Origin of the sequence: Bacillus sp. IS1 (assembly GCF_032461585.1) — a bacterium.
GTDB classification, from domain to species: domain Bacteria; phylum Bacillota; class Bacilli; order Bacillales; family Bacillaceae; genus Bacillus; species Bacillus velezensis.
The window spans coordinates 23,503-38,139 of record NZ_JAWCWR010000007.1; the positions used below are offsets into that span (position 1 = coordinate 23,503).

The 14,637-nt window shown below is 45.7% G+C and carries 13 protein-coding genes; 9 read left to right on the forward strand and 4 right to left on the reverse strand.

Annotated features, from left to right (window positions below; translation table 11 throughout):
* Nucleotides 1-15 precede the first annotated feature (15 nt).
* The 6 genes from cdaA to RUW00_RS19400 all read left to right on the forward strand — a co-directional run bounded on the left by cdaA (nucleotide 16) and on the right by RUW00_RS19400 (nucleotide 7,802).
* On the forward strand, nucleotides 16-837 hold the full coding sequence (gene cdaA, locus RUW00_RS19375; protein WP_003156763.1) for a diadenylate cyclase CdaA: 822 nt from the start codon (nucleotides 16-18) through the stop codon (nucleotides 835-837).
* Nucleotides 830-2,269 carry a CdaA regulatory protein CdaR gene (gene cdaR / locus RUW00_RS19380; RefSeq protein WP_280144814.1) on the forward strand — a complete coding sequence of 480 codons (1,440 nt, stop codon included), beginning with the start codon at nucleotides 830-832 and terminating at the stop codon, nucleotides 2,267-2,269. Before cdaA ends, cdaR begins: the two co-directional genes overlap by 8 nt.
* Before the next feature lie 17 nt (nucleotides 2,270-2,286).
* Nucleotides 2,287-3,633: a phosphoglucosamine mutase gene (glmM, locus tag RUW00_RS19385; RefSeq protein WP_007408011.1), complete on the forward strand. Its 1,347-nt coding sequence runs from the start codon at nucleotides 2,287-2,289 to the stop codon at nucleotides 3,631-3,633.
* A 431-nt stretch (nucleotides 3,634-4,064) separates the two neighbouring features.
* A complete protein-coding gene (gene glmS / locus RUW00_RS19390; protein WP_003156758.1) occupies nucleotides 4,065-5,867 on the forward strand; it encodes a glutamine--fructose-6-phosphate transaminase (isomerizing) in 1,803 nt (600 codons plus the stop codon).
* Between the two features lie 422 nt (nucleotides 5,868-6,289).
* A complete protein-coding gene (locus RUW00_RS19395) occupies nucleotides 6,290-7,162 on the forward strand; it encodes an ABC transporter ATP-binding protein (protein ID WP_280144815.1) in 873 nt (290 codons plus the stop codon).
* Nucleotides 7,140-7,802: an ABC-2 transporter permease gene (locus RUW00_RS19400; RefSeq protein ID WP_014416781.1), complete on the forward strand. Its 663-nt coding sequence runs from the start codon at nucleotides 7,140-7,142 to the stop codon at nucleotides 7,800-7,802. Before RUW00_RS19395 ends, RUW00_RS19400 begins: the two co-directional genes overlap by 23 nt.
* A 76-nt stretch (nucleotides 7,803-7,878) precedes the next feature.
* On the opposite strand, the gene RUW00_RS19405 is transcribed toward RUW00_RS19400, so the two are convergent.
* The gene (locus RUW00_RS19405; RefSeq protein ID WP_280144816.1) at nucleotides 7,879-8,760 is read right to left on the reverse strand and encodes a hypothetical protein; all 882 of its coding nucleotides are present in this window, start codon (nucleotides 8,758-8,760) and stop codon (nucleotides 7,879-7,881) included.
* 134 nt (nucleotides 8,761-8,894) lie between these two features.
* Between RUW00_RS19405 and RUW00_RS19410 the strand changes: the two genes are divergently transcribed.
* Nucleotides 8,895-10,061 (forward strand): DUF4885 family protein, encoded by a 1,167-nt coding sequence (locus tag RUW00_RS19410; RefSeq protein WP_280144817.1) that lies wholly within the window; start codon nucleotides 8,895-8,897, stop codon nucleotides 10,059-10,061.
* Nucleotides 10,062-10,113: 52 nt separating this feature from the next.
* Here the strand turns inward: RUW00_RS19410 and RUW00_RS19415 are convergent, their stop codons facing one another.
* From RUW00_RS19415 to RUW00_RS19425, 3 genes are all read right to left on the reverse strand, one after another.
* Complete coding sequence (locus RUW00_RS19415) at nucleotides 10,114-10,959, reverse strand: aldo/keto reductase (protein ID WP_280144818.1); 846 nt, start codon at nucleotides 10,957-10,959, stop codon at nucleotides 10,114-10,116.
* Between the two features lie 110 nt (nucleotides 10,960-11,069).
* The gene (locus RUW00_RS19420) at nucleotides 11,070-11,762 is read right to left on the reverse strand and encodes an LrgB family protein (RefSeq protein WP_029974786.1); all 693 of its coding nucleotides are present in this window, start codon (nucleotides 11,760-11,762) and stop codon (nucleotides 11,070-11,072) included.
* Nucleotides 11,732-12,136: a CidA/LrgA family holin-like protein gene (locus RUW00_RS19425; protein ID WP_003156751.1), complete on the reverse strand. Its 405-nt coding sequence runs from the start codon at nucleotides 12,134-12,136 to the stop codon at nucleotides 11,732-11,734. Before RUW00_RS19425 ends, RUW00_RS19420 begins: the two co-directional genes overlap by 31 nt.
* A gap of 195 nt (nucleotides 12,137-12,331) precedes the next feature.
* On the opposite strand from RUW00_RS19425, the gene RUW00_RS19430 reads away from it, so the two are divergent.
* Complete coding sequence (locus RUW00_RS19430) at nucleotides 12,332-12,763, forward strand: MarR family winged helix-turn-helix transcriptional regulator (RefSeq protein WP_014416787.1); 432 nt, start codon at nucleotides 12,332-12,334, stop codon at nucleotides 12,761-12,763.
* A 424-nt stretch (nucleotides 12,764-13,187) separates the two neighbouring features.
* Entirely contained in the window at nucleotides 13,188-14,573 is a 1,386-nt protein-coding gene (locus tag RUW00_RS19435) for an amino acid permease (protein WP_022552512.1), read from the forward strand.
* The last annotated feature ends 64 nt before the right edge of the window (nucleotides 14,574-14,637 follow it).

A 14,637-nucleotide genomic window follows, 5' to 3' on the forward strand; every position in this document is an offset into this window, starting at 1 on the left:
TTGGAGGACGAGGAAATGGCTTTTGAGGACATCCCATTTTTGCAATACCTCGGCAATGCCGTTGATATTCTCCTTGTTTGGTATGTGATATATAAATTAATCATGGTCATACGCGGGACGAAGGCGGTTCAGCTTTTAAAAGGAATCGTCGTCATCGTATTGGTCCGGATGGCCAGTTCATATTTGGGACTCAGCACGCTTCAGTGGCTGATGGACCAAGCGATAACATGGGGATTTTTAGCGATCATCATTATATTCCAGCCTGAGCTGAGACGGGCGCTTGAACAGCTCGGACGGGGCCGGTTCTTTTCCAGGAGCGGAACCCCCGTGGAGGAAGCGCAGCATAAGACAATTGAAGCGATTACAAAATCGATCAGCTACATGGCGAAACGCCGCATCGGCGCACTCATCGCGATTGAGCGCGATACGGGAATGGGCGATTATATTGAGACGGGCATCCCGCTTAATGCGCAGGTCAGCTCGGAGCTTTTGATTAATATCTTCATCCCGAATACACCGCTGCATGATGGAGCGGTCATTATGAAAAATAACGAGATTGCGGCGGCTGCCTGTTATCTGCCGCTTTCTGAAAGCCCGTTTATTTCAAAGGAGCTGGGGACGCGTCACAGAGCGGCTGTCGGCATCAGTGAAGTGACGGACAGCTTAACCATTATTGTATCTGAAGAGACGGGCGCCATCAGTGTGGCCAAAAACGGAGACCTTCACAGAGAATTGACGGAAGAAGCACTGAAAGAAATGCTTGAAGCCGAGTTTAAGAAGAACGCCAGAGATACTTCTTCTAACCGCTGGTACTGGAGGGGCAAGAAAAATGGATAAATTCTTAAACAACCGCTGGGCTGTAAAGATCATTGCATTGCTCTTTGCGCTGCTGCTTTACGTTGCGGTTAACAACAACCAGGCGCCGACTCCGAAAAAGCCGGGGGAATCCTTTTTTCCGACATCAACGACTGACGAGGCTACGCTTACTGATATTCCTGTAAAAGCATACTATGATGAAGCGAACTATGTCGTCACCGGCGTGCCCCAGACCGTAAATGTCACGATTAAAGGCTCGACAAGTGCGGTGAAAAAGGCGAGACAGACGAAGAATTTTGAGATATACGCCGATATGAATAAGCTGAAGACCGGGACTCATAAGGTCGAATTGAAGGCGAAAAACGTATCGGACGGACTGACGATCTCCATTAACCCGTCAGTCACGACGGTTACGATTCAGGAAAAAACGGCTGAGAGTTTTCCCGTGGAAGTTGAATACTACAATAAAAGCAAAATGAAAAAGGGATACACCCCTCAGCAGCCGATTATCAGCCCGAAAAACGTGCAGATTACAGGTTCGAAAAATGTGATTGATAACATTTCACTTGTCAAAGCATCCGTGAACCTTGAAAATGCAAATGAGACCATTGAAAAGGAAGTGAAGGTGACCGTCTATGACAAAGACGGCAACGCACTTCCTGTTGATGTTGAACCGTCAGTCATTAAAGTGACAGTTCCCGTAGCCAGTCCGAGCAAAAAGCTTCCTTTCAAAATCGAAAGGAAGGGAAGTCTTCCGGGCGGGGTGAGCGTTGCGAGCATTGACTCGAATCCGAGTGAGGTGACGGTTTACGGCCCGCAGGATGTGCTGGATTCACTTGAATTTATTGACGGCGTATCTCTTGATTTAGGCAAAATTGATAAAGATACCGATATCAATGCCGATATCCCGCTTCCTAAGGGTGTCACCAAGGTATCACCGGAAAAAATCACGCTTCATGTTAAAGTGGACAGTGAAGACAAAAAGGATTTTGACAATGTCGGAATCAAGACGGTCGGACTGGGAGGCTCACAGCAGATTGAGTTCCTCGATCCTGAATCGCAGGCGATAAATATTACGGCCAAAGGCTCTCCCGCCAACATTAAGGCGCTGAAAAAGTCAGACATTGAACTGTATGCCAATGTCTCGGACTTGGATGACGGAGAGCACTCTGTAAAGCTTGAAGTAAACGGCCCGCAAAACGTCACATGGTCCCTGTCAAAAGACACGGTTAAGATCAAGCTGACTTCTAAGAAAAACACAAGTTCAAATAAAAATAACGGCGGTTCCGCTGATTCCGGCAATAAGAACGGCACAAGCGGAGACGCAGACAAAGACAAGAACAAGAACCGGGAAGACGACACTGACAGCGATCAGAATAAAAGTCAAAACCAGGATCAAAATCAAGACCAGGATGAAGACGGATCAAGTGCTGATTCTTCTTCAACAGAATGAAAAAGGAGCGATACAAAATGGGCAAGTATTTTGGAACAGATGGTGTAAGAGGTGTTGCCAACAGCGAGCTTACGCCAGAGCTGGCCTTTAAAGTTGGGCGTTTTGGCGGTTATGTCCTGACCAAAGATAAGCAGCGCCCGAAAGTGCTGATCGGCCGTGATACACGTATCTCCGGACATATGCTGGAGGGAGCCCTTGTCGCCGGACTTTTATCGATCGGAGCTGAAGTGATGCGCCTCGGCGTTATTTCTACGCCGGGGGTATCCTATTTAACGAAAGCCATGGATGCTGAGGCGGGCGTCATGATCTCCGCTTCTCACAACCCCGTACAGGATAACGGAATTAAATTTTTCGGAGGGGACGGCTTTAAGCTTTCTGATGAGCAGGAGGCCGAGATTGAACGTCTCATGGATGAACCGGAAGATAAGCTGCCGAGACCGACAGGCGCGGACCTCGGGCTTGTGAACGATTATTTTGAAGGCGTTCAAAAGTATCTGCAATTTTTAAAGCAGACGGCGGACGAAGATTTCACAGGCATTCATGTAGCGCTTGACTGCGCCCATGGTGCGACATCTTCCATTGCGACGCACCTTTTTGCCGATCTCGATGCTGACGTATCTACAATGGGGACGTCTCCGAACGGATTAAACATTAATGATGGCGTCGGTTCTACACACCCGGAAGCGCTGAGTGCTTTCGTCAAAGAAAAAAACGCCGATATCGGCCTTGCGTTTGACGGAGACGGCGACCGCCTCATTGCCGTTGATGAAAAAGGAAACATCGTCGACGGTGATCAAATCATGTACATATGCGCGAAGTATTTGAAATCAGAGGGCCGTCTGAAGGATGATACCGTCGTATCGACCGTGATGAGCAACCTCGGTTTCTACAAAGCGCTTGAAAAAGAAGAAATCAAAAGCGTTCAAACGGCAGTCGGCGACCGCTATGTCGTAGAAGCGATGAAAAAAGACGGCTATAATGTCGGCGGCGAGCAGTCAGGGCACCTTATTTTTCTTGATTACAACACTACCGGCGACGGTCTTTTGTCCGCGATCATGCTTGTGAATACGCTGAAGGCGTCCGGCAAAACCCTTTCAGAACTTGCGGATGAAATGAAAAAATTCCCGCAGCTCTTAGTGAATGTGAAAGTGACGGATAAATATAAGGTAGAAGAAAACGCTAAGGTGAAGGCCGTTATTTCTGAAGTGGAAAAAGAAATGAACGGAGACGGCCGGATTTTAGTGCGCCCGTCAGGCACCGAACCGCTCGTCCGCGTGATGGCCGAAGCGAGAACAAAAGAGCTTTGTGACGAATATGTCACAAAAATCGTGGATGTCGTGCGGACAGAAATGGGAGCGGAGTAGCGAAGTTTATAAGCAGAGAGCGAACAAGACAAGTGCGATCAGCATAATATGGTAGTAAACATGATGCCGGGGCGGCAAAAAATAATTGACCGTCCTTGGCACATGCTGTAAAATCAAGCTTGTTCAGCCTTTGTTTTTCGCTTGCAGGAAAGGCGGGATTGTTTGCATCTTTTATAATTACAGCGCCCGAACTAAGCGCCCGAAAAACGGCTTAGTTGACGAGGATGGAGGTTATCGAATTTTCGGCGGATGCCTCCCGGCTGATTCATTTAGATCACAGCCGTAAGGATTTCTTCAAACCGGAGGGGCGACTCTCCGAACAAAGAGAAATCACATGATCTTCCAAAAAAACATGTGGGAGGGGACGATTGAAAGTCCCCTTGTAATTTGACTTTCTTCGTCTCCTTTTGCACCTTTAGGAGGAAGAAAATATGTGTGGAATTGTAGGTTACATCGGTCAGCTTGATGCGAAAGAGATTTTGTTAAAAGGATTAGAGAAGCTTGAGTACCGCGGTTATGACTCTGCCGGTATCGCTGTGGCGAATGAGCAGGGCGTGCATGTGTACAAAGAAAAAGGCCGCATCGCCGACCTTCGTGAAGTGGTGGATCACACGGTTGAATCTCAAGCGGGAATCGGCCATACACGCTGGGCGACTCACGGCGAACCAAGCTTCCTGAACGCTCACCCGCATCAAAGCGCACTCGGCCGCTTTACACTTGTTCACAACGGTGTGATCGAGAACTATGTTCAGCTGAAGCGCGAATATCTTGAAAACGTTGAACTGAAAAGCGACACGGACACTGAAGTAGTCGTTCAAATGATCGAGCAATTTGTGGCGGGAGGACTCAGCACAGAAGAAGCGTTCCGCAAAACACTGACTCTGTTAAAAGGCTCTTACGCAATTGCATTATTTGACGGTGAAAACACAGACACCATTTACGTTGCAAAAAACAAAAGCCCTCTGTTAATCGGCCTTGGAGATACGTTTAACGTCGTGGCATCTGACGCAATGGCTATGCTTCAAGTAACGAATGAATACGTTGAGCTTTTGGACAAAGAAATGGTGATCGTGACAAAAGACGAAGCCGTGATTAAAAACCTTGACGGTGAAGTCATGACACGTGCGTCTTATATCGCTGAGCTTGACGCCAGTGATATCGAAAAAGGCACATACCCTCACTACATGTTAAAAGAAACGGATGAGCAGCCGCTTGTCATGCGCAAAATCATCCAAACGTATCAGGACGAAAACGGCAGACTGGCCGTGGCCGGCGATGTCGCTGACGCCGTAGCGGAAGCGGACCGCATTTATATCGTGGCTTGCGGAACGAGCTACCACGCTGGTCTTGTCGGGAAACAATATATTGAAATGTGGGCAAACGTACCGGTTGAAGTGCATGTAGCGAGTGAATTCTCTTACAACATGCCGCTTCTGTCTAAGAAGCCGCTCTTTATCTTCCTTTCTCAAAGCGGAGAAACAGCGGACAGCCGCGCCGTGCTTGTTCAAGTCAAAGCGCTGGGTCACAAAGCGCTGACGATTACAAACGTTCCGGGATCAACGCTTTCCCGTGAAGCGGATTACACATTGCTTCTGCACGCAGGCCCTGAGATCGCGGTTGCATCAACAAAAGCGTATACGGCTCAGATTGCCGTCCTCGCGATCCTTGCATCCGTTGCAGCAGAACGCAACGGCGTTGATATCGGTTTTGATTTAGTCAAAGAATTAGGTATCGCGGCAAACGCCATGGAAGCCCTCTGCGACCAGAAGGACGAAATGGAAATGATCGCGCGTGAGTACCTGACTGTTTCAAGAAACGCTTTCTTCATCGGCCGCGGCCTTGACTACTTCGTTTGTGTCGAAGGCGCCCTGAAGCTGAAAGAGATTTCTTACATCCAGGCGGAAGGCTTCGCCGGCGGCGAGCTGAAGCATGGAACAATCGCTCTGATTGAAGAAGGAACACCGGTCTTTGCGCTTGCGACACAAGAACACGTCAACCTGAGCATCCGCGGTAATGTGAAGGAAGTCGCAGCCCGCGGCGCCAACACTTGCATCATCTCGCTGAAAGGCTTAGAAGACGCAGACGACAGATTCATCCTGCCGGAAGTCAACCCTGCGCTTGCTCCGCTGGTTTCTGTTGTGCCATTGCAGCTGATCGCTTACTACGCTGCACTGCACCGCGGCTGTGACGTTGATAAACCGCGCAACCTTGCGAAGAGTGTTACGGTGGAATAATATATTTAACCCCTTTGGTTATTAGCCAGAGGGGTTTTTTAATGCGGAAATGAGAAATCATACTCTTTGCGATTGTAAAGAAATCCCCTTTTATATATTGAAAAGGAATAACACCTGCTTTATAATACGAGATGCATTCCGGTTAACATCCATAAATGTAATCATTAGTAAATCGTTTTGTGCATGCCTCATCGGAAAGTAATCACCTCCAGCAATTTTCATCATGAATATTCCATTATATAACCGTAATCAATCGATTACACATCCACATTATGATTAAAAAAGACTTTAAAATCTCTTTTGTATTTGCCGACTCCTGATCCATTATGAATACCTCGACTAGATATGAAAATAACAACATTTTTGCAATAATCCGGTTCAATTCTTAAAAAAGTCCTGACAACAATGATAGGAGTGGAATGATGTCAAACCTTTTAGAAATCAGAAACATCAGCAAATCTTTTGGTCATAAAGCTGTTTTAAAAGATGTCACATTCAATGTGCCTGCCGGATCCATTGTCGGTTTTATCGGTGATAACGGCGCAGGCAAATCAACAACATTTAAAACGATATTAGGGTTAATCTCTCAAGATAGAGGTAAAGTGAAAATCTTTGGTGAGGAGAATCTGGATAAACATATAAAGTTCAAAGAAGATATTGGGGTCGTATTTGATGCGATGAATCTGCCCGCGCATCTTACGATAAAACAGCTGAATCATGTATTTAAAAAACTATTCGGTGCTTGGGACCAAGACAATTTTTATCGGTTGGTTCAATCTTTCTCTTTACCTATGGACAAAAAAGTAAATACATTCTCGCGCGGCATGTCAATGAAGTTATCAGTAGCTGTTGCTTTGTCGCATAATGCAAAATTATTACTCCTGGATGAAGCAACGGGAGGGCTTGATCCCTCTTCAAGAGATGCTCTGTTAAATGAATTAAAAAGCTTTGTGAGTAAAAGCAACGGCGGTATTTTACTTTCATCGCACATTATGACTGATGTCGAGAAGATAGCCAGCCATATCATTATGATGAAAGATGGCGAAATTTTATTAAATGAAGAGAAAGACAAGGTTCTTGAAAGCTATACTGTTATAGACGTTGATGAAGGCCAATTGGCTGAGCTTGACGAAGATATCGTTCTAGCAAAAAGGAATCATGGATCTTATTGGAGTGTGCTTGTATCGGATCGACAGAAATTGCCAAATGGCGTAACGGCCAACACCATTTCCATAGAAGAAATCAGCGTCTTTTTAACGAGGAGTGAAAACATTGAGAGGTCTGTTACTGACTAACTATTACTTGGTTTATCGAAGTTTCTTTGCATACACGGGGTTGGCCATATTGGTATCAGCAGTCATTTTTTATTTTGGGGATGCTTCAATGCATCGTTTTGTTGCTATGCTGATTATTTTGTTTGTCGTCATGCCCGCACTTGAGGTTATAAAGTATGAGAGCAAGTCTGGCTATGACAGGTATGTCCTGACTTTACCGGTCAGCAGAACAAATATTGTTCAAAGTCACTATGTCTTTTATCTTTTGATTGTTGTGATCGGAGCTGTAATATCTTATGGTATTTTCCTTGTATACAGCCTGGGTTCTGATGAACCAATTGACGGCATATTGAATATTGTCTCTTTTGGAACGTTCATCGTTCTCTTTGCCGGTGCAATCGTTTATCCTCTTCTCTACATGATAGGCCCGGAAAAATCCGATGCTATCGTGATTGGAGGTGCAATGGGGGGACTTTTTGCTACCTTTGGATTGCAAAGTGTTGTTGGGTATGCAGCAGAACAAGTACCGCTGTCATTTTTGCACATAAATCCTTCTTTATATGTTCCGATTATATATCTCATGATCGGCGTTATCTTATATATCATTTCATTTTTCATTGCCGCGGCTATCTATCATAAAAAAGAATTTACAACAGGATAAGACAAGGAACGGGCTCATAAATTCACTTAAACTTCAAGCAGACAGCCGCTCGCATAATGGGCGGCTGTTCTTCTAATTAATACTGTGATGTCACATCGTACTCATAATCAATCTTCAATTTCACATTTTTCATAGTCGATTTTGCTGTTGCAAGTGTGTTGTATTTAAAATTCCAGATGCTTGAGACTGAGAGGTTATCATCCAGTGTGATACCGTAATTTCCTTGAGTGGAGCTGTTTGCGAGTGCGCGGTGCCACACTTTATTTTCTTCAGACATTATGCAGTGTCTTGTGTTTCCTTGGCTTGGTGTTTGAGTCGCGGCGGTACTGATTCTTTTCACTATGGCGTCTTTTGGAATGCTTGTTTGTTTGGTTAAGTCGAGCCTGAGAACGGTTGAATCTGATCCATTCGGACTGAGGTTTGTATTTCCTTTATTTTCAGCCGTGCCGCTGAATGAGAAGGTCTCGCTTCCGGTTTTGATTCGATCGTAAATGGAGAGTGTAAAGTATATATCGTCAGTGTATGAGCCGCGGGACACTTTCACGTAGAACGTCTCGTTGTTTTCTTTCGCATCTGTAATGGCATAGATAAAAGGAAGCGGCGTATCAGGGTTTATCACTTCTGTGCCTTTACTGATCAGCACTTTGTTTTTATTATAAATTTCAATGCTCATTCCCTTGTATTCACTTCTTGTTGAGCTCCTGACATAGAGTCTTTCTCCCTTATTTGCCGTGAAAGTGAAGTACGATTCTTTTTCCCCTTCCGGCAATATGGCAGTATCAATATTTTTATATTTCCAGTAGCCTACTGGATTGGCAGTTTCAAATGAGTGATTTCCTGTAATAGCGCTTATTTGTGATGAGTTCTTTTGAGACGCAGAGGCTGAGGCTGAAGGTGCAATCAATACGCCTGATAATACGATTGCACTGACAAATAGCATAGATACATACTTTTTCATGGAAAAATCCCCCTTTTTGACTACATCATACATAAAAACCCTCATGATGTAAACATTTGTTATTTTAGGTTAAAATCAACTGGAAAACAGCCGATACAAACACTAGAACATCATCTCAAGCGGAGGTTAAAAACATGCGCCTAAACGCTCGTTATATAAAAAATCAAATAATGGCTCAGCAAGTGCTTCAGCGGTATTCTTCCAAAACAAATGGGAAAGATGCGGCAAAAGGGCCGGACAGCTTATTGATTCAGGCAAGCGGGACCCGCGATCTGAGCCAGATGAATTATTCAAGGAGCGGTGTCACTGAGAAAGGGAGCAGCCTGTCCCGTTTATATCAATCTGCAAATCAGAAAACGATTACGGATAATGGGAATGAGACGGTAATAGACGCTGATAATCCGTATGAGTCTGAGAGTGATATTGCGAGCAAGATTCTTGATGAGAAATACAGCCGTATCAATGAAATCAATAAACGAAAATCAGATCCTTTGCGTTATATTAAGGACAAATACCAGCGTGCCGATTCACCTTATTTCAGGAGTGATTTATCAGAATCAGAGCGTCAGGCCGCTTATCATAACGAAACGGAATGGCTGTTTAAGGGAAAAGCCCAGAGCTATGATTTCCGTGATGCGGCGTTTCGGGGTGAAACGCTCAACGGAGAGATTCAAGTCGAAAATGAAAGGGTGTTTCAGCGGGCGCAGGTGAATCAGCAGATAGATATGCTTTTTCATCGGAATCATATTCAGATTCCGGAGGGTGCGAATCTTACATTTACGATATCACCGATTGATTATCTGTTAAAAGTGAGCGGGACTGACGATAAAGAGCTCACTCAGCAGATTGAAGCCGTCTTAAACTCCGGGGAAAACAGCAAAGAGCTGTTTGCGCACATCATTCGCAGCCGGAGTGATGACTCCTCGCAGTTTACGCCGGAAACATATGAGAAATATCAAGTCGTTCGGGAAATGTATGAGGTGACCGGCTATCATCTGAAAGACTTGCAGATCGTGGACGGAAAGTACGTCACAGAAGACGGCCGTGACCTTTTAGACGTCTATAAGGAAGCGCTGCAGCACGATCCTTTGCTGAGACATACGGCGGCAGAAGCGGCTGCCCATTACGGACAGGGGCTCACGAAGCTTGCGAGAACGGGTTATGATGCCATTCCTGATTTGGTGCTGTCCATTGAGTATAAAAACGGATCTCTGCGTGATGTCGGCCAAAGCAGGCAATACGGATCTGGAGATACAGGTTGGCTTTCTGAATGGAAACGGGAGCTGGGTGTGCGTATATAAATTGAGAAAAAAGCTGACGAATGATGCCGTCAGCTTTTCTTTATGTGTTTTCTTAAAACTCCTCATACTCCGCCGGGTCTTGGCCGTTTATGCGTCCGTCGGGGCGGGTAAGCGAGTCGATGATGTTCATGTCGTTTTCATCAAGAGAGAAATCAAAAACGGAGATGTTTTCAAGCTGGCGCTCGGGCGATGCTGATTTTGGAATCGGGATGGCGCCCAGCTGGATATGCCAGCGTAAAATGACCTGAGAAATGGTTTTGCCGTATTTGTCCGCAATCCGTCCGAGTTTTTGATCGTTCAATACTTCACCGGCGCGGGATAACGGACTCCATGATTCTGTCACGATGCCCTGTTCTTCGTGCCATTGGCGCTGCTGCTGCTGATTAAAAGCGGGATGCAGTTCTATTTGGTTGATGCCTGGCTTTACGCCGGTTTCACGTTCGAGCCGTTCGATATGCTCAGGCAGGAAATTGCAGACGCCGATGGATCGGATCAGGCCCCATTTTTTCGCATCAATCAGTGCCTGCCATGCTTCCGTGTAACGGTCTTGTTTCGGATTCGGCCAATGGACGAGATACAGGTCATAGTAGTCCAGACCGGCGCGGTATAAAGATTCTTGGATGGTTTGTACAGCTTTGTCATAGTCATGGTAGCGTCCGGGCAGCTTGGACGTCACGTATAGCTGTTCTCTCGGAACAGAGCTTCTGCGGATGGCTTCTCCGACCGTCCCTTCATTTTCATAGTTATAAGCGGTGTCAATCAGACGGTAGCCGATATCAATGGCGCTGGTAATGGCATGAACGCCATTGTTTCCATTAAGAGCGTATGTACCGAAGCCGATCGCGGGAATGCTTGTCCCATCCAGCAGTTTCTTTTGCGGAATTGCTCCAGTCATCATTAAATCCCTCCTTGTTTTCTACTTTACCATTATTCTTACAAATGAAACATAATAATGGAAGGAAATGAGATGATCCGCACATGAAAAAAGCTGACGGAGAACCGTCAGCTTTAAATTTGAAACATCCATGCTACGACGGGGCCGAAGACCGACCCTAACACGGCGCAGAGCGTCATGGAAACAGAACTCATGGAGACCGTTAATTCTCCGTACTCCATTGCTTTTGAGGTGCCGAGCGCATGGGAAGCGCTCCCGAATGCAATTCCTTTCCCGAGTGAGCTGCGGATGCGGATCCACTTGAGAAGCAGCGGTCCTAAGATAACGCCGGAAAACCCTGCGATCATCACGAACACGACTGTCATGGAAGGGACACCGCCGATACCGGACGCAATCTGTATGGCGACAGGCGTCGTAATTGATTTTGGGATAATTGACAAAATCAAACTCCGGCTGATGCCGAACAGCTCTGCAAATAGCAAGCCGCTGACCATTCCGGAGAATAAACCGGCCAACACGCCGCCGATGATCGGAAACATATACTTGATTAACACCCGGCGCTGCTTATAAAGCGGGTATGCCAAAGCCACCACGGCGGGGCCGAGCAGTGAATTGATCCATTGGCCGCCGATCATATAGTCTTTATACGAAATATGAAAAACAAGCAGCACGGCGATGATGAAAATCGTAGTCGTCAAAACCGGTATGAGAAAGGGATATGGAAAGCGCACATATAATTTCACCATAGCCAGATAGGCGGCGGCCGTGAACAAAATTATAAGGATTGCGATACATGTTTGCTGCACTTCTTTTTCTCCTTTCTCTGATTGGCTTTGTGCTCTAACAGCTGGCTGGCGTACCCTGCGGCGATCATTGTGACGATGGTGCTCAGCACGATGATCAGAAACAGAGCAGCCCCGCTGGCGGAAAACAGTGACGGGTAATTGATGACGCCCGTCATGGCCGGAATGAATAACAGCGGAAGAAAAGACAGCAAAAATCCGGCTCCGTCTTCAATCATTTTGACGGGAATAATCTTAACCGATAAACATATGATCAGCAGGATCAAACCGATGATACTTCCGGGAATGGGCAGGTGAAAGAACTGCTGAACGGCTCCCCCGATAAAGGAAAATGCGAATAAAATAATGATTTGCAAGATGATGCGTATGACTTTCACGACAATGCTGTTCTTTGGAGAAGAGCAGCTTCCCCCTTTCTTGATGCTTCGATATGTTTCTTTACTTTTTGCGCATATATTTGTACTATACAAATATATGTATGCAAAATCTTTCTATATGTTTTCTGAGTAAATGTGCATATGTTTGTATTATACAACTAATATTGCTGTTGTCAATTGTAAGGAGTGAGGCTGTTGTCAAAACAAGATCCGATTGAATTAATTGAATATGAGCTCACCACTTTTATCAGGAGAGCTGTTTATCTTGATAACTCCGACCGTAAAATCGGACATCTGGAAAGGGCTGCGTATTTGTTATTACGGCAGCTGGATGAATTCGGACCGGCGCGTGTAAAGGAATTAGCCGAATCTTTTAAGCTGGATATTTCCACATTGTCACGCCAGGCCGCGGCCTTGGAGTCGAAAGAGCTGATCCAGCGTTTTTCCGATCCTTCTGACGGGCGGGTCAGTCTGTTTGCGATTACGAAGCTTGGCAAACAGAGGTTAAAAGCTGATAAAAAGATGCGTCTTGATCGATACCGACATATGCTTGACGATTGGTCAGGCGATGAAAAAGAAATGTTCGGCCGGCTTTTGCTGCGGCTGAATGAGGCATTTATCGATTAATGTATGATTTTTGCCGGTTAAGCAGGATTATGGCGTATACAAGGGAGAATGGAAGAGAGTAAGACTTTACGCCATTCTGCTTAGCAAAAATAATATTGAATAGGGGGCGGAACATGTTTCTCCAGGGACATCCTGTTTCTCGGAGGCTGCGGCATTTATTATCTCAATATTCATAATTCAATAAAAATGAAAGCGCTTTATTTTTAGTCTGTTGGTTTAGGGTGCAAGGTGTTTACCTGAAAAAAACAATTGTATTTTCCACGAAAATTTATTATGATGGAATAAGGAAATTGGAGATTATATAACAATAGAAAGATAGAATATTTCTAATATTGCGGGAAATGAAGAGTGAGTTAGGTTCAACAGGTGCACCTTCTGCTTCATTATTTCACATATATCAGAGCTGTTAAGAGGAGGAAGCGAAGTGGCAAACAAAGAATTAAAGAGAGGCTTAGGCGCGCGTCATATACAGATGATTGCGCTGGGCGGCACGATCGGTGTCGGTTTATTCATGGGGTCATCCAGCACGATCGGATGGACCGGGCCGTCTGTCCTGCTGGCTTATGCGATCTCAGGTATCTTTATCTTTTTTATCATGCGTGCGATGGGCGAAATGCTCTATGTAGAGCCGAGTACAGGGTCGTTTGCGACGTTCGGCCATAAGTATATACATCCGTTAGCCGGCTATATGACGGCGTGGAGCAACTGGTTTCAATGGGTGATCGTCGGGATGTCTGAAATTATCGCCGTCGGTTCGTATATGAAATATTGGTTTCCTGATCTGCCGGCATGGATTCCCGGCATTATCGCCATGGCCATTCTCGGTGCGGCGAATTTAATTTCGGTAAAATCTTTCGGTGAGTTTGAATTTTGGTTTGCCATGATCAAAATCGTCACCATTATTCTGATGATTGTGGCCGGAATCGGGATTATTTTCTTCGGTTTCGGTAACGGAGGGCATGCGATCGGATTATCTAATTTATGGTCGCACGGCGGTTTCTTTACAAATGGTTTTTCAGGATTTTTCTTTGCTTTGTCTTTGGTTGTTGCGGCCTATCAAGGGGTCGAGCTGATCGGAATTACGGCAGGAGAAGCGAAGGACCCGCAAAAAACGCTGCGAAGCGCGATTCAGAGTATTATTTGGCGGATTTTAATTTTCTACATCGGTGCGATTTTCGTCATCGTTACCGTATATCCGTGGAATGAGCTTCACTCACTCGGCAGTCCGTTTGTTTCGACATTTGCGAAAGTCGGGATTACGGCGGCGGCCGGTTTGATTAACTTTGTTGTGATTACCGCTGCGATGTCCGGATGCAACAGCGGGATTTTCAGTGCGGGACGCATGCTTTATACATTGGGCGTGAACGGACAGGCCCCGAAATTCTTTAAGAAAGTTTCTTCGAGCGGTGTGCCGATATTCGGTACGCTTGCGGTATTAATCGGACTTGTGATCGGTGTCGTGCTGAACTACATCGCGCCTCCGAAAGTTTTTGTCTATGTGTACAGCGCGAGTGTGCTGCCGGGAATGATTCCGTGGTTCGTCATTTTAATCAGCCATCTCGGTTTCAGAAGAGCGAAGGGCGCTGAGCTTGATAAGCATCCGTTTAAGATGCCTTTTGCGCCGTTTACAAACTATTTGACGATCGCTTTCTTACTCATGGTATTGATCGGCATGTGGTTTAACAAAGATACGCGGATTTCTTTGGTTGTCGGGGTGATTTTCCTGGCGATTGTGACGGTCAGCTATTATGCGTTCGGTATCGGCAAGCGCATGCCTGGTGAAAAATCGAAAATAGAAGACGCTGTATAATTCAAAAAGACACCTCTCTTACAGGGGTGTCTTTTTCGGCTTGTCCGCGAGTGGTATACTGGTT

What these genes read in the sequence shown, in the direction of transcription:
- cdaA (WP_003156763.1), top strand. Translation starts at nt 16, where the DNA reads ATGGCTTTTGAGGACATCCCATTTTTGCAATACCTCGGCAATGCCGTT.
- cdaR (WP_280144814.1), top strand. Translation starts at nt 830, where the DNA reads ATGGATAAATTCTTAAACAACCGCTGGGCTGTAAAGATCATTGCATTG.
- glmM (WP_007408011.1), top strand. Translation starts at nt 2,287, where the DNA reads ATGGGCAAGTATTTTGGAACAGATGGTGTAAGAGGTGTTGCCAACAGC.
- glmS (WP_003156758.1), top strand. Translation starts at nt 4,065, where the DNA reads ATGTGTGGAATTGTAGGTTACATCGGTCAGCTTGATGCGAAAGAGATT.
- RUW00_RS19395 (WP_280144815.1), top strand. Translation starts at nt 6,290, where the DNA reads ATGTCAAACCTTTTAGAAATCAGAAACATCAGCAAATCTTTTGGTCAT.
- RUW00_RS19405 (WP_280144816.1), bottom strand. Translation starts at nt 8,760, where the DNA reads ATGAAAAAGTATGTATCTATGCTATTTGTCAGTGCAATCGTATTATCA.
- RUW00_RS19410 (WP_280144817.1), top strand. Translation starts at nt 8,895, where the DNA reads ATGCGCCTAAACGCTCGTTATATAAAAAATCAAATAATGGCTCAGCAA.
- RUW00_RS19415 (WP_280144818.1), bottom strand. Translation starts at nt 10,959, where the DNA reads ATGATGACTGGAGCAATTCCGCAAAAGAAACTGCTGGATGGGACAAGC.